The 18437-nt window shown below is 67.4% G+C and carries 17 protein-coding genes; 15 read left to right on the top strand and 2 right to left on the bottom strand.

The genetic code is table 11. The features are described 5' to 3' along the window. Positions 1-71: 71 nt before the first annotated feature. Together V8246_RS02715 and V8246_RS02710 are read left to right on the top strand one after the other, a co-directional pair. On the top strand, positions 72-818 hold the full coding sequence (locus V8246_RS02715; RefSeq protein ID WP_336187817.1) for a pseudouridine synthase: 747 nt from the start codon (positions 72-74) through the stop codon (positions 816-818). Positions 819-893: 75 nt separating this feature from the next. Beyond that, a complete protein-coding gene (locus V8246_RS02710; protein ID WP_336188345.1) occupies positions 894-1184 on the top strand; it encodes a hypothetical protein in 291 nt (96 codons plus the stop codon). A 21-nt stretch (positions 1185-1205) separates the two neighbouring features. Here V8246_RS02710 and kbl read toward each other — a convergent pair whose 3' ends face one another. After that, complete coding sequence (gene kbl, locus V8246_RS02705) at positions 1206-2405, bottom strand: glycine C-acetyltransferase (protein ID WP_336187816.1); 1200 nt, start codon at positions 2403-2405, stop codon at positions 1206-1208. 169 nt (positions 2406-2574) lie between these two features. Between kbl and V8246_RS02700 the strand changes: the two genes are divergently transcribed. From V8246_RS02700 to V8246_RS02675, 6 genes are all read left to right on the top strand, one after another. After that, positions 2575-4044, top strand: a complete 1470-nt coding sequence (locus V8246_RS02700; protein WP_336187815.1) for a porin — start codon at positions 2575-2577, stop codon at positions 4042-4044. A gap of 16 nt (positions 4045-4060) precedes the next feature. Next, positions 4061-5077, top strand: coding sequence for a sulfate ABC transporter substrate-binding protein (locus V8246_RS02695; protein WP_336187814.1), 1017 nt, complete (start codon positions 4061-4063; stop codon positions 5075-5077). 2 nt (positions 5078-5079) lie between these two features. After that, on the top strand, positions 5080-5943 hold the full coding sequence (gene cysT / locus V8246_RS02690; RefSeq protein WP_336187813.1) for a sulfate ABC transporter permease subunit CysT: 864 nt from the start codon (positions 5080-5082) through the stop codon (positions 5941-5943). 1 nt (position 5944) lies between these two features. Then, on the top strand, positions 5945-6907 hold the full coding sequence (gene cysW / locus V8246_RS02685) for a sulfate ABC transporter permease subunit CysW (RefSeq protein ID WP_336187812.1): 963 nt from the start codon (positions 5945-5947) through the stop codon (positions 6905-6907). Between the two features lie 9 nt (positions 6908-6916). Next, a complete protein-coding gene (locus tag V8246_RS02680) occupies positions 6917-7972 on the top strand; it encodes a TOBE-like domain-containing protein (protein ID WP_336187811.1) in 1056 nt (351 codons plus the stop codon). 184 nt (positions 7973-8156) lie between these two features. Then, a complete protein-coding gene (locus V8246_RS02675; RefSeq protein WP_336187810.1) occupies positions 8157-8900 on the top strand; it encodes a TorF family putative porin in 744 nt (247 codons plus the stop codon). 64 nt (positions 8901-8964) lie between these two features. Here the strand turns inward: V8246_RS02675 and tdh are convergent, their stop codons facing one another. Next, a complete protein-coding gene (tdh, locus tag V8246_RS02670; protein WP_162110986.1) occupies positions 8965-9999 on the bottom strand; it encodes an L-threonine 3-dehydrogenase in 1035 nt (344 codons plus the stop codon). 180 nt (positions 10000-10179) lie between these two features. On the opposite strand from tdh, the gene V8246_RS02665 reads away from it, so the two are divergent. The 7 genes from V8246_RS02665 (at position 10180) to V8246_RS02635 (ending at position 18412) form a co-directional block, all read left to right on the top strand. After that, the gene (locus V8246_RS02665) at positions 10180-12348 is read left to right on the top strand and encodes a S46 family peptidase (protein WP_336187809.1); all 2169 of its coding nucleotides are present in this window, start codon (positions 10180-10182) and stop codon (positions 12346-12348) included. Between the two features lie 132 nt (positions 12349-12480). Further along, a complete protein-coding gene (locus tag V8246_RS02660) occupies positions 12481-13125 on the top strand; it encodes a histidine phosphatase family protein (protein ID WP_336187808.1) in 645 nt (214 codons plus the stop codon). A gap of 16 nt (positions 13126-13141) precedes the next feature. After that, on the top strand, positions 13142-14413 hold the full coding sequence (gene folC / locus V8246_RS02655; protein WP_336187807.1) for a bifunctional tetrahydrofolate synthase/dihydrofolate synthase: 1272 nt from the start codon (positions 13142-13144) through the stop codon (positions 14411-14413). Between the two features lie 67 nt (positions 14414-14480). After that, positions 14481-15479: an SPOR domain-containing protein gene (locus tag V8246_RS02650; protein ID WP_336187806.1), complete on the top strand. Its 999-nt coding sequence runs from the start codon at positions 14481-14483 to the stop codon at positions 15477-15479. 37 nt (positions 15480-15516) lie between these two features. Next, complete coding sequence (locus V8246_RS02645) at positions 15517-16125, top strand: CvpA family protein (protein WP_336187805.1); 609 nt, start codon at positions 15517-15519, stop codon at positions 16123-16125. 6 nt (positions 16126-16131) lie between these two features. Continuing rightward, positions 16132-17601 carry an amidophosphoribosyltransferase gene (gene purF, locus V8246_RS02640; protein ID WP_336187804.1) on the top strand — a complete coding sequence of 490 codons (1470 nt, stop codon included), beginning with the start codon at positions 16132-16134 and terminating at the stop codon, positions 17599-17601. 13 nt (positions 17602-17614) lie between these two features. Further along, positions 17615-18412: a ferritin-like domain-containing protein gene (locus tag V8246_RS02635; protein ID WP_336187803.1), complete on the top strand. Its 798-nt coding sequence runs from the start codon at positions 17615-17617 to the stop codon at positions 18410-18412. Positions 18413-18437 lie beyond the last annotated feature (25 nt).

Genomic DNA, 18437 nt, shown 5'->3' with positions numbered 1-18437 from the left:
CTTGCATCCACGCAATGCCCGCGCCGCGCCCGCCCCGTGATTCGCGCGTGCCGTCGCGCACGCGTGCGCCCATGCGCGACAGGACGCAGCCGGGCGTCCGGCATGGACTGGCCCGCGTGCTGTCCAAGCAGGGCGTGTGCTCGCGCACCGAGGCGGCGCGCTGGATCGCGGAAGGACGCGTTTCGGTGGACGGGCGCGTCGTGCGCGATCCGGAGTTTCCCGTCATCGCGGGCCGCGCCGTCGTGCGAGTGGATGGCCACGAGCCGGCCGTCGCGCCGCGCCACTACCTGATGCTCAACAAGCCGCGTGGCCTGGTCACGACGACCCGGGACGAACAGGGGCGCGACACCGTCTACCGATGCCTGGAGGACGCAGGCCTGCCATGGCTCGCGCCGGTCGGGCGGCTGGACAAGGCCAGTGAAGGGTTGCTGTTGTTCACCAACGATCCCGCGTGGGCCGCCCGCATCACCGACCCGGCCCAGGGTGCGGACAAGACCTATCACGTCCAGGTCGACCGTGTGCCGGACGCCTCCTTGCTGGAAGCGCTGCGGACGGGGGTTGAGGTGGGCGGCGAACACCTCTCGGCGCGCGATGCGCGACTGCTGCGTGCGGGCGAACGCAACGCGTGGCTGGAGATCGTGCTGGAGGAAGGTCGCAACCGGCAGATCCGGCGCCTGCTCGAAGCCTTCGATGTCCGCGTGCTGCGGCTGGTGCGCGTGGCGATCGGCCCCATCGAACTGGGCGCGCTCGCCAAGGGCGCCTGGCGCCTGCTCGATGCGCATGAACGTGATGCGCTGGCGCCGACAGGCGGGCGCTGATTGCGCGACCACCGTCCGGGTTCCGTACGCAGGCATCTGCCTACACTCGTTCCGGGCTGAAACTTGGGGAATGACATGTCGAATCTGATTGCGCGCCTGCCGGCGCGTTGCGCCCTGCTGCTCGCGCTCGGCCTGCTGGCGGGGTGCGCCAGCCATGCGCCGGGCACCACCGCCAAGAGCGCGCCCAAGGATGCCGTTGTCACCGTCGCACCAGGGCCGCATGGCCATCGCTTCGACATGCAGCAGAACGGCCGCAAGATGACGGCCGAAGAGTTCGACGCCTGGATGAAGGCGCGCGGCATCCGCGTGGCCAAGGGTGCACCGACGCGGCCGAAAGCGTCGGCCACCGCCAGGCGCGCGCGCTGAACCCCGCGCGCGCCCGTTCCGTCAGGCCGCCAGGACGCCCAGCTCGCGTCCGATGCGGATGAACGCGTCGATGGCGCGATCCAGGTGCTCGCGCGTGTGCGCCGCGCTCATTTGCGTGCGGATGCGTGCCTGCCCCTTCGGCACCACCGGGAAGAAGAAGCCGATCGCGTAGATGCCTTCTTCCAAGAGGCGCTCGGCGAAGCGCTGCGCCAGCGGGGCGTCGTACAGCATCACCGGGCTGATGGGATGCACGCCCGGCTTGATGTCGAAACCCGCCGCCGTCATGCGCTCGCGGAAGTACGCCGTGTTCTCGCGCAACTGCTCGCGCAGCTCGCCGGCCGAGGACAGCATTTCGAAGGCCTTGATGCCCGCCGCCACGACATGCGGCGGCAACGAGTTGGAGAACAGGTAGGGCCGCGAGCGCTGACGCAGCAGTTCGACCACCTCCTTGCGCGCCGTCGTGAACCCGCCCAGCGCGCCGCCCATCGCCTTGCCCAGCGTGCCGGTGAAGATGTCGATCCGGTCCATCACGCCTTTCACTTCGGCCGAGCCGCGGCCCGTCGCGCCTAGGAAGCCGGTGGCATGGCATTCGTCGATGTGGACAAGGGCGCCGTACTTCTTCGCCAGCGCGGTGATCTCGTCCAGCGGCGCGATGAAGCCGTCCATCGAGAACACGCCGTCGGTGGTGATCAGCTTGGTCCTGCAGCCGGCCGCATCGGCGGCCTGCAACTGGGCTTCCAGGTCGGCCATGTCGCAGTTGGCGTAGCGGAAGCGCTTGGCCTTGCACAGCCGCACGCCGTCGATGATCGAGGCATGGTTCAGCGCGTCCGAGATGATCGCGTCATCCTCGCCCAGCAGCGGCTCGAACAGGCCGCCGTTGGCGTCGAAGCAGGCGGCGTAGAGGATCGTGTCCTCGGTGCCGAAGAAGTCGGCGATCGTCTTCTCCAGTTGCTTGTGCAGGTCCTGGGTGCCGCAGATGAAGCGCACCGACGCCATGCCGAAGCCGTGCGTGTCCAGGGCATCCATCGCCGCCTGGATGATGTCGGGGTGGTCGGCCAGGCCCAGGTAGTTGTTGGCGCAGAAATTCAGGACCGTGCGGCCGTCCTCCAGGGTGATCTCGGCCGACTGGGGGCCGGTGATGATGCGTTCGGACTTGAACAGGCCCTGGGCGCGGATCTCGTCCAGGGTGGCGGCGTAGTGGGCGGTCAGCGGATGGGACATGAGGGTGGGTATCCGGGAAAGCGGCCATTCTACCCGTCCACTCCGACCGTCCCCCCGCCGTTATGCAGCGCGGGAATAAGCGTCCGCCGTTTCCTCATTTCCCCACCTGCATGTGCGCCCGCAGCATCGCCTCTCCGGCCCACAGCGGCCATTTCGGGGACATGTGGTCATGCGGATACCTCCAGGGCTCGGCGAGCGGAAGGGCAAGGGCGTCGCCATCCTGGGTGCGCTGGCCTGTTCGCTGGCCATGCCGGCTTCGGCCCAAAGCCAGCCGACCGTACAGGAGCTGCTGAAACGCCTGGAGGCTCTGGAGCAGCGCGTCGGCGATGCGCCGGCGCCGGTAGCGGCCGAGGGCGAAACCGGGCCGGCCACGTTGGGGGATCTGGACCAGCGCTTGCGCATCCTGGAGCGCCGCCTCGAATTGCAGCAGGAAGAAACGGCGATCAAGGCCAAGGACGCGCCGGTGCTCGCGGTGAACGACAAGGGCGTGTCGCTGAAGTCCGCCAATGGCGATTTCGAGTTCAAGCTGCGGGGACTGGTTCAGGGCGATGCGCGCTTCTTCTTCGATGACAGTGCGGTGTCCCAGAACGACACGTTCCTGTTCCGCCGCATTCGACCGACGATCGAAGGCTCGCTGGGCAAGCTGGTCGCCTTCCGGCTGACGCCCGAGCTCGCCGGCGACAGCTCCACCATCGTCGATGCCTATGTCGACGTGAAGCTCGACCCCGCGTTCACGTTGCGCGCAGGCAAGGTGAAGGGGCCGATCGGGCTGGAACGGTTGCAGTCGGGTGGCGCGATCGCGCTGATCGAGCGCAGCTTCCCGACCGAACTGGCGCCCAATCGCGACCTCGGTGTCCAGGCGCAGGGCGAGTTCGCCGAAGGGCGCGTCAGTTACGTGGCGGGCGTCTACAACGGTGCGCCGGATGGCCGCGACGCGGCCACGACCAATCCGGACGACGAGTTCGAATACGCCGGCCGGATTTTCTTCGAGCCCTTCAAGAACACCAGTGGTTCGTGGTCGGGGCTCGGCTTCGGCATCGCCGGCAGCATCGGCGACAAGCAGGGCACGGGCAATAACTTCCTGCCGCGCTACCGCACGCAGGGGCAGGCCCAGTTCTTCAACTACCGCACGGCGGTGGCCGCCGACGGCGAACACAGCCGGATCTCGCCGCAGGGCTATCTCTACCGAGGCCGTTTCGGTCTACTTGCCGAATACATCGCGTCCAAGCAGGAACTGCTGGTCACCAGCGGCGCAGCAGCAGGCACGCGCGCCGATGTTGAGAACACCGCCTGGCAGGCGACCGCCAGTTGGGTGCTGACCGGCGAAGACGCCAGCTATCGCGGCGTGGTGAAGCCTTCGCATCCCTTCAATCCGGGCAAGGGCGCTTGGGGTGCGTGGGAACTGATCGGTCGCTACGGGACACTGGAGATCGATGATCGCGCCTTCCCGGTGTTCGCCGATGCTGCAGTGTCCGCGCGCCGTGCGAGATCCTGGACGCTAGGCGTCAACTGGTACCTCACCAGCAACCTGAAGCTGGTCGTCAATTATCTCGACACGCAGTTCGAGGGCGGGGCCGCCGCGGGCGCGGACCGTGAAGACGAAAAAGCCGTGTTCTCGCGACTCCAGGTCGCCTTCTGATTCCCGGAGACAACCCATGAAGATTTCCCTCCGTCCTCATCTTCGCAACGCCCTGCTGGCCTTCGGCCTGACCGTCGCCGCCGCCGCCGACGCCAAGGACGTCAAGCTGTTGAACGTGTCGTACGATCCGACACGTGAGTTCTACCGCGAGTTCAACACCGCCTTCGCCGCGGACTGGCAGAAGACGAAGCAGCATAACGTCAGCATCGAAACCTCGCATGGCGGTTCCGGCAAGCAGGCCCGCTCGGTCATCGACGGTCTCGAGGCCGATGTGGTGACCCTGGCGCTGGCCTACGACATCGACTCGATCTCCCAGCGCGCCAAGCTGTTGCCGGCGAACTGGCAGTCGCGCCTGCCCGAGAACAGTGCGCCTTATACCTCGACCATCGTGTTCCTGGTGCGCAAGGGCAACCCGAAGAAGATCCGCGACTGGCACGACCTGCTGAAGCCCGGTGTGTCGGTGATCACGCCGAATCCGAAGACGTCCGGCGGCGCGCGCTGGAACTACCTCGCCGCCTGGGCCTACGGTCTGAAGATCTTCAAGGGCGACGAGGCCAAGACGCGCAACTTCGTGCGTGCGCTGTTCCGCAACGTGCCCGTGCTCGATACCGGCGCGCGCGGCGCCACCACCACCTTCGTCCAGCGCGGTATCGGGGACGTGCTGCTGGCGTGGGAGAACGAGGCGTTTCTGTCGATCGAGGAACTGGGACCGGACAAGTTCGACATCGTCGTGCCGTCGCTGTCGATCCTGGCCGAGCCGCCGGTGGCGCTGGTCGACCGCAACGTCGACAAGCACGGCACCCGCGAGGTCGCGCAGGCCTACCTGAAGTACCTGTATTCGCCGACTGGACAGCGGCTTGCGGCCAAGCACTACTACCGTCCGCGCTATCCGCAGTACGCCGCGCCGGAGGACGTCGCGCGCTTCCCCAAGCTGGAGCTGGTGACGATCAACGGCGTCTTCGGTTCATGGGCGAAGGCGCAGGCCACGCATTTCGCCGACGGCGGCGTATTCGACCAGATCCAGGCGAAGTAGTCATGGCGGTCGTGTCGCCCCCCCTGCCGCAAAGGGCGCGTACCCGGCGCATCATCCCCGGTTTCGGTCTCAGTCTTGGCTACACGCTGTTGTGGTTGGGGCTGATCGTGCTGATCCCCCTGGTCGGTGTGTTCTTCAAGGCCAGCGGTCTGGGAGTCGCCGGATTGTGGTCGATCTGGACCGAGCCGCGCGTGCTGGCCGCATTGCGCATCAGCTTCGGCACCGCGGTGGTGGCGGCGGCGTTCAACGCGGTGATGGGAACGCTGGTCGCGTGGGTGTTCGTGCGCTACCGCTTCCCGGGCAAACGCGTATTCGACGCGATGATCGACCTGCCATTCGCATTGCCGACGGCGGTGGCCGGCATCGCGCTGACGGCGTTGTACGGGCCGACCGGTTGGATCGGCCAGTGGCTGGAAGCCGCGGGCATCAAGGTGGCTTACACGCCGCTGGGGATTGCGGTGGCGCTGGTCTTCATCGGCCTGCCGTTCGTCGTACGCGTGGTGCAACCCGTGCTGGCGGAAGTGGAAGTGGAGCTCGAGGAGGCTGCCGCGACGTTGGGCGCCAGCCGCTGGCAGACCGTGCGACGCGTGGTGTTGCCGACCTTGTGGCCCGCGGTGCTGGCGGGGTTCGCACTCGCGTTCGCCCGGGGGGTCGGCGAGTACGGTTCGGTCATCTTCATCGCCGGCAATCTGCCGGGCGTGTCCGAGATCGCACCACTGCTGATCACGATCAAGTTGGAGGAATTCGACTACGAGGGCGCCACCGCCATCGCGGCAGCAATGCTGCTGCTGTCCTTCGCGCTTCTGCTGGTGATCAATACGTTGCAGGCGCGCCTGCAACGTACCGGCAAGCGGGCGGGGGGCTGACATGGGCGAGCCCATCTCGGCCGCCATCGCCATGCCGCCGGGGTCCGCATCCGTGGAGCTTCGTGCCACCGCTTCGCCGCGCCCACGCAGCGCGACCAGCGAGCCCCTCTGGGTGCAGGTGCTGCTCGTGCTGGGCGCGCTGGGGTTCCTGCTGTCGTTCCTCGTGCTGCCGCTGGTTCTGGTCTTCGTGGAAGCGCTGCGCGGCGGTGCCGCGGCGTTCCTCGCCGCCGTCAGCGAAGCAGACGCCCTGGCGGCCGTGAAGCTGACGCTGCTGGTGACCTCGATCGTGGTGCCGCTCAACCTGGTGTTCGGGGTGGCCGCAGCTTGGGCCGTCAGCAAGCATGACTTCCGAGGCAAACGCTGGCTGGTGACGCTGATCGACCTGCCCTTCGCGGTGTCGCCCGTGGTGGCGGGCCTGATCTACGTGCTGATCTTCGGTGCGCAAGGCTGGGCCTACGCGTTGGTCGACGAAGGCTGGCGCCTGTCGCTGCCATGGTTGGGCGAGCTGCATGTGCAGTTGCCGAAAATCATCTTCGCGCTGCCCGGCATCGTACTGGCGACGATCTTCGTGACGTTTCCCTTCATCGCGCGCGAGCTGATGCCGCTGATGGAGCAGCAGGGAACGGACGAGGAACTGGCGGCACTCAGCCTGGGCGCCAGCGGATGGCAGACCTTCTGGCGCGTGACCCTGCCCAACATCCGCTGGGCATTGCTGTACGGCGTGCTGCTGTGCAGTGCACGTGCGCTCGGAGAGTTCGGCGCGGTCTCCGTGGTCTCCGGGCATATCCGCGGCCGCACCAACACGCTACCGCTGCACGTGGAGATCCTCTACAACGAGTACGCGTACAGCGCGGCCTTCGCGGCGGCGTCGCTGCTCGCGCTCACCGCGCTGCTGACGCTGGCGCTGAAGACCTGGCTCGAATGGCGCCATGGCGAAGCGCTGGCCGCCAATCATCGGCATTGAGACGACATCATGAGCATCAAGATCGAGCATCTGCGGAAGCGGTTCGGCACATTCACTGCAGTGGACGATGTCACCCTCGATATCCGCGAGGGGGAACTGCTGGCGCTGCTGGGGCCTTCCGGTTCCGGCAAGACCACCCTGTTGCGCGTGATCGCAGGCCTGGAGCAGCCCGATGGCGGACGCGTGCTGTTCGATGGCGAAGACGCCACTTCGTTGAGCGTCCAGGCCCGGCGCGCGGGCTTCGTCTTCCAGCACTACGCATTGTTCCGGCACCTGACGGTGGAAGAAAACATCGCCTTCGGCCTGCGCGTACGGCGGGGCAAGCAACGCGTGGCCGACGCGGCGATCCGTGCCCGCGTCGCCGAGTTGCTCTCGCTGGTGCAGCTGGACGGTCTGAGCGGACGCTATCCGGCGCAATTGTCGGGCGGCCAGCGCCAACGCGTCGCACTCGCCCGCGCCCTGGCCATCGAGCCGCGCGTGCTGCTGCTGGACGAGCCTTTCGGTGCGCTCGATGCGCAGGTGCGCCGCGACCTGCGCCGATGGCTGCGGCAACTGCACGACCGCACCGGGCTCACTACGATCTTCGTCACCCACGACCAGGAAGAAGCCCTGGAACTGGCGGATCGCGTGGCGATCCTCAATCGTGGACGCATCGAACAATTGGGAAGTCCTGCAGAGGCTTACGACGCACCGGCGTCGCCGTTCGTCTATTCCTTCGTCGGTGCGGTCAATCGCCTGACCGCGCACTGGGAGGCTGGCGCGTTGCATACCGCTGGCCTTCGGCTGCAGGCGCAGGACGCCCGGGGAGAGGGCGAAGCCGACGTGTTCGTGCGCCCGGAAGACCTGCGCCTGGTCGGTGATGCGCCGGGATGGGTGGCGACGATCGTGGATGCGCAGCGGAATGGACCGCGCTTGCGGCTGCGCGCCAGGTTGCAGGGCGGGGATGAGGTGGAGATCGAGCTGCCTGCGGATCACGAAGGGAGCGTGCATCCGGGGCGGGTGGTGCGCTTGGCACCAAAAAGGTTCGGGTGGTTTCCCCGAGGGGGTGCAACGGCACCATGCTGATGCCATGTAACCCGCTGAATTGATTGAAAAAGAAACCAGTTCAATAGAGTGCCGGCAGCCACTTGACGCCGGCGATTGGTGCGGCGCACTATCAGGGCGCAGTTAAAAAACCGTGAAACCGTGGCCGCGATCTGAGTACGTCCGCGCCACACCCCCCATCCGTCCATCGACCAGGAGACCCCGGATGAAGCCCGTCAAGCTCGCTACCGCCCTCGCCACCGCCCTGCTGCTTTCGCTGCCGCTGTCCGCCTTCGCCCAGGAGGCTGAAGAGGAGGAGTCTGCATTCAGCGGAACCCTTGCCGTAACCAGCGACTATGTCTTCCGCGGCGTATCGCAGACCGACAACAAGCCCGCCCTCCAGGGGGGCGTGACTTACTCGGCGCCTTTTGGCCTGTATGTGGGCGCGTGGGGATCGAACGTCGATTTCGGCGATGAAGGCCCCGATATCGAGATCGACTACTTTATTGGTTGGAGCAAGGATCTCAATGACACGTGGAACATCGATCTGGGGGTCAATCGATATACCTACGAGGGCGCGTCGAACGACTACGGCGACATCGACTACAACGAACTCATCGGCAAGGTCACCTGGAGCGGACCCGTGACGGTCGGGGGCATCGTCGCGTTCGCCGACGATTACGGCAATACGGGTGCCGAGCAGCTCTACACGGGCCTGTCTGCGAGCTATGACATCGGCGACTCCGGCTTCTCGCTGGGAGCTTCCACTGGCTATACATCGATTGATGCGGGTAGTGACGGCCGTGCCGACTATTACGATGGTTCGCTGACTGTTTCGAAGGGGTTCGGCTCCGGTACGGCGACCCTCGGCTACTACGACACGTTCGGATCCGATGCCTCCGAACTGCGGCGCGCGTCGGACATCTACAAGCCGGGTTTGGTGTTCACGCTTTCGCTCGACATCCCCTGATCGGGATTGTTCCACGAAATAGAAAGGGCGCTCGCGGGCGCCCTTTCTGCTCCGGCGGATGGAGTCAATTCCAGCTCAACACCACCTTGCCGGCCTTGCCCTGTTCCATCAGGTCGAAGCCCTTCTGGAAATCGTCGATCGGCAGCTGGTGGGTCAGCACCTTGCCCAACGGGAAGCCGCTCAGCACCAGTTGCGTCATCTTGTACCAGGTCTCGTACATCCTGCGGCCGTAGATGCCCTGCACCGTGAGGCCCTTGAAGATGATCCGGTCCCAGTCCACGCCGGCGCCCTTGGGCAGGATGCCGAGCAGGGCGATCTTGCCGCCGTGGTACATGCAGTCCAGCATGTCGTTGAACGCGCGCGGGTTGCCGCTCATCTCCAGGCCCACGTCGAAGCCTTCCATGTGCAGGTCCGCCATCACGTCCTTGAGCGACGTGTTGGCCACGTTGACCACGCGGGTAGCACCCATGTCCGCAGCCAGCTTCAAACGGAAGTCGTTGACGTCGGTGACCACGACGTTGCGCGCGCCGATGTGCTTGCAGATGCCGGCGGCGATGATGCCGATGGGGCCGGCACCGGTGATCAGCACGTCCTCGCCGACCACGTCGAACTCCAGCGCGCAGTGCGCCGCATTGCCGTAAGGGTCGAAGAACGCCGCCAGTTCGCTGGGGATCTGGTCCGGGATGGGCCACAGGTTGCTGGCCGGCATCACCATGTACTCGGCGAAAGCGCCGTTGACGTTCACGCCGATGCCCACGGTGTTCGGGCACAGGTGCTGGCGGCCGCCACGGCAGTTGCGGCAGTGGCCGCAGACGATGTGCCCTTCGGCCGACACGCGCTGGCCCACGTCGTAACCGGTGACCGCTGAGCCGAGCTGCGCGATGCGTCCCACGAATTCGTGACCGATGGTCAGCCCGGGCTTGATGGTGCGCTGGCTCCACTCGTCCCACAGGTAGATGTGCAGGTCGGTGCCGCAGATGGCGGTCTTCTCCAGCTTGATCAGCACTTCGTTCGGGCCGGGCTGCGGTATCGGCAGCTCCTCCATCCAGATGCCCTTGCCGGCCTCGCGCTTCACCAGCGCCTTCATCGTCTGTGCCATCGGACGTCGATCCAGGTAATGAGGGCGCGGATTATACGCCCCGGCCCGGAGCGGCCCTGTTGCAGGGCGCCTTGACAGCGCGGACGGCCACGGGGCGCGGGCGGGCAGGACGAAAGTCATGGGCGGCCGCGGTGACAGGTTCATTACAATCGGGACTTTCCTGTCCTTCACGGGGTTTCCATGCGTCCGAACCTGCTCGCCGCCGCCATCGCGGTCCCGTTGTCCCTGCTCGCCGCCCAGATCGCCCAGGCGGGCGAGGGCATGTGGGTGCCGCAGCAACTGCCCGAGATTGCCGGACCGCTGAAGAAGGCCGGCCTGAAGCTGTCGCCGCAGCAGATCTCCGACCTCACCGGCGACCCGATGGGCGCGGTGGTCGCGCTGGGCGGCTGCACCGCCAGCTTCGTTTCGCCGAACGGTCTGGTGGTCACCAACCACCACTGCGCGTACGGCGCCATCCAGCTGAACTCCACCGCCGAAAACAACCTGATCAAGAACGGCTTCAACGCGCCCACGACCGGCGATGAGGTCAGCGCCGGGCCGAACGCGCGCGTGTTCGTGCTGGACGAGATCACCGACGTGACGAAGGATGCGAAGGCGGCCATCGCCACCGCCGGCGACGATGCGCTGGCGCGCACCAAGGCGCTGGAGGCCTTCGAGAAGAAGCTGATCGCCGACTGCGAGGCCGAGGCCGGCTTCCGCTGCCGCCTGTACAGCTTCTCCGGTGGCAACACGTATCGCCTGTTCAAGAACCTGGAGATCAAGGACGTGCGCCTGGCGTACGCGCCTCCGGGCAGCGTCGGCAAGTTCGGCGGCGACATCGACAACTGGATGTGGCCGCGCCACACCGGCGACTTCGCGTTCTACCGCGCCTACGTGGGCAAGGACGGCAAGCCGGCCGCGTTCTCCAAGGACAACGTGCCCTACCGGCCGAAGCACTGGCTGAAGTTCGCCGACCAGCCGCTGGGTGCGGGCGACTTCGTCATGGTGGCGGGCTATCCGGGTTCGACCAACCGCTACGCCCTGGCGGCCGAGTTCGACAACACCGCACAGTGGACCTATCCGACCATCGCGCGCCATTACAAGAACCAGATCGCGATGGTGGAAGCGGCCGGCAAGCAGAATGCCGACATCCAGGTGAAGTACGCCGCCACCATGGCCGGCTGGAACAACACCAGCAAGAACTACGATGGCCAGCTGGAGGGCTTCAAGCGCATCGACGCCGCCGGCCAGAAGCAGCGCGAGGAAGCCGCCGTACTGGGCTGGCTGAAGGGGCAGGGCGCCAAGGGCCAGCCGGCGCTGGACGCGCACGCCAAGCTGCTCGGCCTGCTGGAGCAGAGCAAGGCCACGCGCGATCGCGACCTGACCCTGGCGCTGTTCAACAACACCGCGATGCTGGGTTCCGCCACGCAGCTGTACCGCCTGTCGATCGAACGCGAAAAGCCGAATGCCGAACGCGAATCCGGCTACCAGGAGCGCGACCTGCCGGCCATCGAAGGCGGGCTTAAACAGCTCGAGCGCCGCTACGTGGCGGCGATGGATCGCCAGCTGCAGGAATACTGGTTGAACGAGTACATCAAGCTGCCCGCCGACCAGCGCGTCGCTGCGGTCGATGCATGGCTGGGCGGCAATGATGCCGCGGCCGTGAAGCGCGCGCTCGACCGGCTGGCCGGCACGAAGCTCGGCAGCACGGAAGAGCGGCTGAAGTGGTTTGCCGCCGACCGCAAGGCGTTCGAAGCCAGCAACGATCCGGCCATCCAGTATGCGGTGGCGGTGATGCCGACGCTGCTCACGCTGGAGCAGGAGCGCAAGACGCGTGCCGGCGAGAACCTGGCCGCGCGCCCGGTCTACCTGCAGGCGCTCGCCGACTATAAGAAGAGCCAGGGCGAGTTCGTCTATCCCGATGCCAACCTGTCGCTGCGCATCACCTTCGGCAACGTGATGGGCTACGCGCCGAAGGATGGCGTGGAGTACACCCCGTTCACCACGCTGGAAGGCGTGGTGGCGAAGGAAACCGGACAGGATCCGTTCGATTCGCCCAAGGCGCTGCTCGACGCCGTGGCCGCCAAGCGCTACGGCGGACTGGAAGACAAGCGCCTCGGTTCGGTGCCGGTGAACTACCTGTCCGACCTGGACATCACCGGCGGCAACTCCGGTTCGCCGGTGCTGGACGCGCACGGCAAGCTGGTGGGCCTGGCCTTCGACGGCAACTGGGAATCGGTCAGCTCCAACTGGGTGTTCGACCCGAAGATGACCCGCATGATCGCCGTCGATGGCCGCTACCTGCGCTGGATCATGCAGGAGGTCTATCCGGCGCCGCAGCTGCTGAAGGAAATGAACGTCGGCAAATGAGCGGTCGCCAATTGGTCTGATGACCCGCGGGTCGTCGGCGAAGACCGGACGGGAGCGGTTATCATCCGCTCCCGTCTTCGTTTCCGGCGTATGGAAGCCACGCCGGCCCACCTTCAACGGACATCACCACGCATGCGCATCCTGCTTGCCCGCCACGGCGAAACGCCCTGGAACGCCGAAGGCCGCTACCAGGGCCAGATCGACATCCCGCTTTCGCCGGTCGGCGAGGGTCAGGCGACGGCGCTGGGTCAGCGATTGCGGGATGTGCGCATCGACCGCGCGGTGGCATCGCCGCTGTCGCGCGCGCAGCTGACCGCGCGCCTGGCCCTCGGCGATGCGCGGGCCGACATGCTGCAGACCGATGCCGACCTGCAGGAGATCGCCCACGGCGAATGGGAAGGGTTGCTGGCCAGCGAAATCCAGCAGAAGGACCCGGCCCGCCTGCTGGCCTGGCGCGAGGAGCCCGAAAACGTGCTGATGCCGGGCGGCGAATCGCTGCGCCAAGTGCTGGACCGTTCCTGGCGTGGCCTGGCCCGCGCCACGGAAGGCCTGAGCGAGGACGATACGCTGCTGGTCGTCGCCCACGACGCCGTCAACCGCGTCCTGCTGTGCCGCATCCTGGGCCTGCCGATCGCCCGCTTGTGGACGTTCCGCCAGGCGCCCACCACGCTCAACCTGCTGGAAGGCCCCTCGGTCGAACAGCTGGAAGTCGTGCGCCTCAACGACTGCGCGCACCACACGCCGTTCTTCGGCGAAGCCAAGCACCGGGCGCTGTAACACTGCCGAGGCCCGCATGGCGCTTACCGATCTTCCGCAATGGCTGGCCTACATCGAGCGGCAGCACCCCAAGTCCATCGACATGGGCCTGGAACGCGTGCGCGATGTCGCCGCGCGGATGACGCTGGGCAGGCCTGCCGCACGGGTCGTCACCGTCGGCGGCACCAACGGTAAGGGCTCCACGGTCGCCTTCATCGAGGCCATCGCGCGCGCTGCGGGCTGGAAGGTGGGCGCCTACACCTCGCCGCACCTGCTGCGCTACAACGAACGCGTGCGCATCGACGGCGTGGAAGCCGACGACGCGTCGCTGCTGGCGGCGTTCGAAGCGGTCGAAGCCGCGCGCGGCGAAACGCCGCTGACCTATTTCGAATTCGGCACGCTGGCCGCGTTGTGGTTGTTCGAGCGGGCCGGCCTGGAGCTGGCGGTGCTGGAAGTGGGACTGGGCGGCCGGCTCGATGCCGTGAACCTGATCGATCCCGACGTGGCCGTGATCACCACGGTCGATATCGACCACACCGACTGGCTGGGTGCGGACCGCGAGGCCATCGGTGCCGAGAAGGCCGGCATCGCCCGTGCCTGGAAACCGCTGGTGCTGGGCGAAGTGGATTCGCCCTCCAGCGTCCTGCGCCATGCCTACGCCATCGGCGCGAACGCGCTCAGGCTGGGCAGCGACTTCTTCCACGAGCCCATCGACAGCGGTCACTGGCGCTGGCGCGAAGTCGGCGCGGAACTGGTGTTGCCGATGCCCGTGCTGTCGGCCCCGGCCCAGCGGGCGAACGCCGCCAGCGCGATCGCCGCATTGCGCGCGCTGCCGGGCGACGCGATTCCCGACGAGGCCTTCGCGCAGGGCGTAGCCCATGCCTCGCTCCCGGGGCGCCTGCAGCGCATACCGCACGGCGAGGTGGACGTGGTGCTCGACGTCGGTCATAACCCGCAGGCGGCGCGCGAACTGGCCGCGTGGCTGCAGGCGCATCCCGCCGTGGGCGAAACGCATGTCGTGTTCGCGGCGCTGGCCGACAAGGACGTGACGTCCGTCGTGGACGCCTTCGCGGGCACGCCATTGCACTGGCATCTGGCGGGACTGGATGCCGGGCCGCGGTCGCAATCCGCCGACCAACTCGCCGCCCGGCTCGAAGGAACCGTCGCCGCACGGGCACTCCGCCATCCGCGCGTGGAAGACGCCTTGACGGCCGCATTGGCCGGTGCACGTGCCGGCGACCGCGTGCTGGTGTTCGGTTCGTTCCATACCGTCGCCGAGGCGCTACAGGCGCTGCATTCAGGTCGATGACGGGGAGCGGCCGGAAGCGCGCCGTATAATCGCGGCGGCATTCCCGCCGCTGCTGCCCTGGACCTGGATGGATACCGCCCTGAAACAGCGCCTGATCGGCGCCGTCGTGCTGGTCGCGCTGGCCGTCATCTTCCTTCCCATGCTGGTCAAGGGGCCGGCACCCGACAGTGGCGTGTCCGACGTGCCGCTTGAGGTGCCCGCCGCGCCCGATGGGGAATACGAAACGCGCGAACTGCCGCTGGTCACGCCGGGCAGTGCGCCCGCCCAGGGTGCCGTCGGACTGGATGGTCGGGTGGCCGCGCCTGCTGCCGAACCTGCGCCCGCCGAGGGCGCGCTGCAGCCGCCAGCGACAGCAGGCGGCGATTTCGCCGTCAGCTTCGGCGCCTACGCCACCCAGGCCGATGCGGACGCCGTATTGGCCCGCGTGAAGCAGGCGAAGCTGCCGGGCTTCGTCGAACCCGCCACCATCAACGGCCAGCCGGCCTTCCGCGTGCGGGTCGGCCCGTATGCGGATCGCGCGCAGGCGGAAGCGGCACGCCTGGACGCGATCAAGGTGCGCGGCGACGTCAACGCGCAGGTGGTCACGCTAGACGCGGGGGCGCCCGGTGGCACGCCCGTGCCGTCCCCGGCGCCCTCCGTCCCGACCGCCACACCGTCGACGCCGACGGTGACCACGCAGGCGCTCCCGCCCGCGCCAGCCAAGCCAGTGGCGAAGCCCGCTCCCACGGAAACCAAGCCGGTCGCCGCCCAGACAAAGCCGGCCCCCCCGGTCACCAAGCCCGCCGCGCCCGCACCCCAACCGACAGCGCCGTCCAAGCCCGCCGCATCCGCCGTGGGCTACGCGGTGCAACTGGGTGCGTTCTCCAATGCGGGCGATGCGAATGCCCTGCGCGACCGGGTGCGTGCGGCCGGATTCAGCGCCTTCGTGGAGCAGGTGCGCACCGATAAAGGCACGCTCAGCCGCGTGCGCGTAGGGCCCGTGGCCGACCGCGCCGGCGCCGATCGTCTGAAGGCGCAGGTGGCCTCGAAGGTCGGCATCGACGGCATGGTGCGTCCGCACCCTTGATGCCGGCCCCCGTCGCCGTGGCCGGAGGGCGTACCGCGTGAGTGCGCTCGATCTGACCCTGCTCGGTATCGTCGGGGTGTCGGCCTTGTTCGGTGCGATGCGAGGCTTCATCGGCGTGCTCGCCTCGGTGCTCGCCTGGCTGCTCGCAGGATGGGCGGCGTTCCACTATGGCGCCGAGGTCGCGGCCTGGCTTTCCGATGACGGTCCACCGGGCTCGGCCGATCTGCTGGGCGGCTACGCCCTCAGTTTCGTCGTCGTCATGGTGGTGGTGGGCGTGGCCGGCTGGCTGGTACGCAAGATGGTCTCCTCGGTCGGGCTGTCGGGCGTGGACCGGATGCTGGGCCTGATGCTGGGGCTGGCGCGCGGTGCGCTGATCGCCTGCGTCGTGCTGCTGCTGGCGGCCTTCACCGATCTGCCGCGCGAACCTGAATGGAAACGATCCTCTGTCGTGCCGGTGCTACTGCCGGGCGCGCAGTGGCTTTCACGCTGGTTGCCGGAATGGACCGTGCAGGAACTGGACTTTGGCAACGGCGTTCCCGCGGGCGATAATGCGCGCCTGCATCCCTTGCCCCTGCCGCTGGAAGAATCCGGCGTCCCGCAGGAGCGCGTCCCCCCTGCAGCTTCGCCCGAGTCGAAACCGGAGTAGGTCACCATGTGCGGCATCGTCGGAATCGTCGGCAACCAGAACGTTGCCGGCCAGCTTTATGACGGGCTGACCGTCCTCCAGCACCGTGGACAGGACGCCGCCGGCATCGCCACCGCCGACGGCACGCGCCTGCGCGTGCACAAGGACAACGGGCTGGTGCGGGACGTGTTCAACGCCAAGGCCATGAGCGTGCTGGAAGGCCGCGTGGGCATCGCCCATTGCCGCTATCCCACCGCCGGTTCCGAGGGCATGGACGAAGCGCAGCCGTTCTACGTGAACTCGCCTTACGGCATCGCGCTGGCGCACAACGGCAACCTGATCAACACCGACGCGCTGCGCCAGGACGTGTTCGCGCAGGACCGCCGCAACATCAATACCGATTCGGACAGCGAAGTGCTGCTGAACGTGTTCGCCCACGAACTGGACCTGCAGCGCACCCTCAGCCCCGAGACCGCGATCCGTGCCGTGGCCGGCGTGCACCGCCGCGTGAAGGGCGGCTACGCCGTCGTCAGCGTGGTGCTGGGCCTGGGCCTGGTGGCGTTCCGCGACCCGCATGGCATCCGACCGCTGGTGCTGGGCAAACGCGAACACAGTGAGGGCACCGAGTACATCGTCGCCTCCGAATCCGCGGCGCTGGACATCCTGGGCTTCACGCGCATGCGCGACGTGCAGCCGGGCGAAGCCATCGTCATCACCGCGCGCGGCGAGCTGTTCAGCGAGATCGTCGCCGAGCCGCAGGAACATGCGCCCTGCATCTTCGAATACGTGTACTTCGCGCGACCGGACTCGATGATCGACAACGTGTCGGTGCACAAGGCGCGCATGCGCATGGGCGTGAAGCTGGGCGAGAAGATCCTGCGCCTGCGTCCGGACCACGACATCGACACCATCATCCCCATCCCGGACACCTCGCGCGACGCCGCGCTGGAGATCTCCAACGTGCTGGGCGTGAAGTACCGGGAAGGGTTCATCAAGAACCGTTACGTGGGCCGTACCTTCATCATGCCGGGGCAGGGCGAGCGGGTGAAGTCGGTGCGCCGCAAGCTCAACCCGATCAACCTGGAATTCCGCAACCGCGTGGTGCTGCTGGTGGACGACTCCATCGTGCGTGGCACCACCTCCAAGCAGATCGTGCAGATGGCGCGCGATGCCGGCGCCCGCAAGGTCTACCTGGCCAGCGCCGCGCCGCCGGTGCGCCACCCCAACATCTACGGCATCGACATGCCGGCCGCCGACGAACTGGTCGCACACGGCCGCAGCGTGGAGGAGATCGAGAAGCTGCTCGGCTGCGACTGGCTGATCTACCAGGACCTGGACGATCTGGAAGCCGCGGTGCGCGAGGGCAATCCGAACCTGCCGCGCTTCGATTCGTCCTGCTTCGATGGCAACTACGTCACCGGCATCGAGCCCGGTTACTTCGAGCGCATCGAGCAGATGCGTTCGGACGAAGCCAAGCGCAAGCGCCGCGTCGGCTGAGCCGGCGCACCCCATGGCCACGCTGTTCGAGGCCGCGCGCGCCTGTCTGGCGGCGGCCGATGTCGATGAGAAGGTCGGACTGACCCAGCACTACGCGGACGCGTTCCATCGTGGCGAACTCGATGCGCCCGACGACGCGCCGGCGCCCGATCCGATCCGTATGCCCGGTCGCCCGGCGAAGCCGGCGCTGGTGCACCCGCGCGACCTGCCGCGCCGCGGACTGGGCAGCGTGCAGGGCCGTGCCGCCTTCGTCCACGCCATCGCGCACATCGAGCTCAATGCCATCGATCTGGCGTGGGATGCGGTGTACCGCTTCCGCGGCCTGCCCACAGCGTTCTACGCCGACTGGGTGCAGGTGGCGCACGACGAATCGCGCCATTTCGTGCTGCTGCGAAACCGGCTGCGCGAGTTCGGCCACGACTACGGCGACTTCGACGCCCACAATGGCCTGTGGGAGATGACCGAGAAGACCGCGCACGATGGCCTTGCGCGGATGGCGCTGGTGCCGCGCGTGCTGGAAGCGCGCGGGCTGGATGTGACGCCCGGCATGATCGTGAAGCTGCGCGAGCTGGGCGATGAGGCCACCGTCGCGATCCTCGACCTCATCCTTCAAGAAGAAGTCGCGCATGTGGCGGCGGGTTCGCGCTGGTTCCGCTGGTACTGCGAGCAGCGTGGCGTGGAGCCGCGCGCGCGTTTCCGCGAATTGCTGAAGGAGTATGCCGGAGGCTACCTGCATGGCCCGTTCAACATCGAAGCGCGGCTGCTGGCCGGCTTCGACGCGGACGAATTGGCGGCGCTGGAAGCCCCGTAGGCAGCCCCTTCGCCGCGAGGTTGTA

Source organism: Pseudoxanthomonas sp. F11 (genome assembly GCF_037046485.1).
GTDB lineage: Bacteria > Pseudomonadota > Gammaproteobacteria > Xanthomonadales > Xanthomonadaceae > Pseudoxanthomonas_A.
Note: the sequence above shows the minus strand (reverse complement) of the source record. Positions and strands in the feature narration are given on the sequence as shown.

Excerpts from the sequence above, each read along its gene's own strand:
- V8246_RS02660 (WP_336187808.1), top strand. The coding sequence starts at position 12,481 with ATGCGCATCCTGCTTGCCCGCCACGGCGAAACGCCCTGGAACGCCGAA.
- V8246_RS02680 (WP_336187811.1), top strand. The coding sequence starts at position 6,917 with ATGAGCATCAAGATCGAGCATCTGCGGAAGCGGTTCGGCACATTCACT.
- tdh (WP_162110986.1), bottom strand. The coding sequence starts at position 9,999 with ATGGCACAGACGATGAAGGCGCTGGTGAAGCGCGAGGCCGGCAAGGGC.
- cysT (WP_336187813.1), top strand. The coding sequence starts at position 5,080 with ATGGCGGTCGTGTCGCCCCCCCTGCCGCAAAGGGCGCGTACCCGGCGC.
- V8246_RS02710 (WP_336188345.1), top strand. The coding sequence starts at position 894 with ATGTCGAATCTGATTGCGCGCCTGCCGGCGCGTTGCGCCCTGCTGCTC.
- cysW (WP_336187812.1), top strand. The coding sequence starts at position 5,945 with ATGGGCGAGCCCATCTCGGCCGCCATCGCCATGCCGCCGGGGTCCGCA.
- folC (WP_336187807.1), top strand. The coding sequence starts at position 13,142 with ATGGCGCTTACCGATCTTCCGCAATGGCTGGCCTACATCGAGCGGCAG.
- V8246_RS02665 (WP_336187809.1), top strand. The coding sequence starts at position 10,180 with ATGCGTCCGAACCTGCTCGCCGCCGCCATCGCGGTCCCGTTGTCCCTG.
- V8246_RS02650 (WP_336187806.1), top strand. The coding sequence starts at position 14,481 with ATGGATACCGCCCTGAAACAGCGCCTGATCGGCGCCGTCGTGCTGGTC.
- purF (WP_336187804.1), top strand. The coding sequence starts at position 16,132 with ATGTGCGGCATCGTCGGAATCGTCGGCAACCAGAACGTTGCCGGCCAG.
- V8246_RS02675 (WP_336187810.1), top strand. The coding sequence starts at position 8,157 with ATGAAGCCCGTCAAGCTCGCTACCGCCCTCGCCACCGCCCTGCTGCTT.
- V8246_RS02700 (WP_336187815.1), top strand. The coding sequence starts at position 2,575 with ATGCGGATACCTCCAGGGCTCGGCGAGCGGAAGGGCAAGGGCGTCGCC.
- kbl (WP_336187816.1), bottom strand. The coding sequence starts at position 2,405 with ATGTCCCATCCGCTGACCGCCCACTACGCCGCCACCCTGGACGAGATC.
- V8246_RS02695 (WP_336187814.1), top strand. The coding sequence starts at position 4,061 with ATGAAGATTTCCCTCCGTCCTCATCTTCGCAACGCCCTGCTGGCCTTC.
- V8246_RS02635 (WP_336187803.1), top strand. The coding sequence starts at position 17,615 with ATGGCCACGCTGTTCGAGGCCGCGCGCGCCTGTCTGGCGGCGGCCGAT.
- V8246_RS02715 (WP_336187817.1), top strand. The coding sequence starts at position 72 with ATGCGCGACAGGACGCAGCCGGGCGTCCGGCATGGACTGGCCCGCGTG.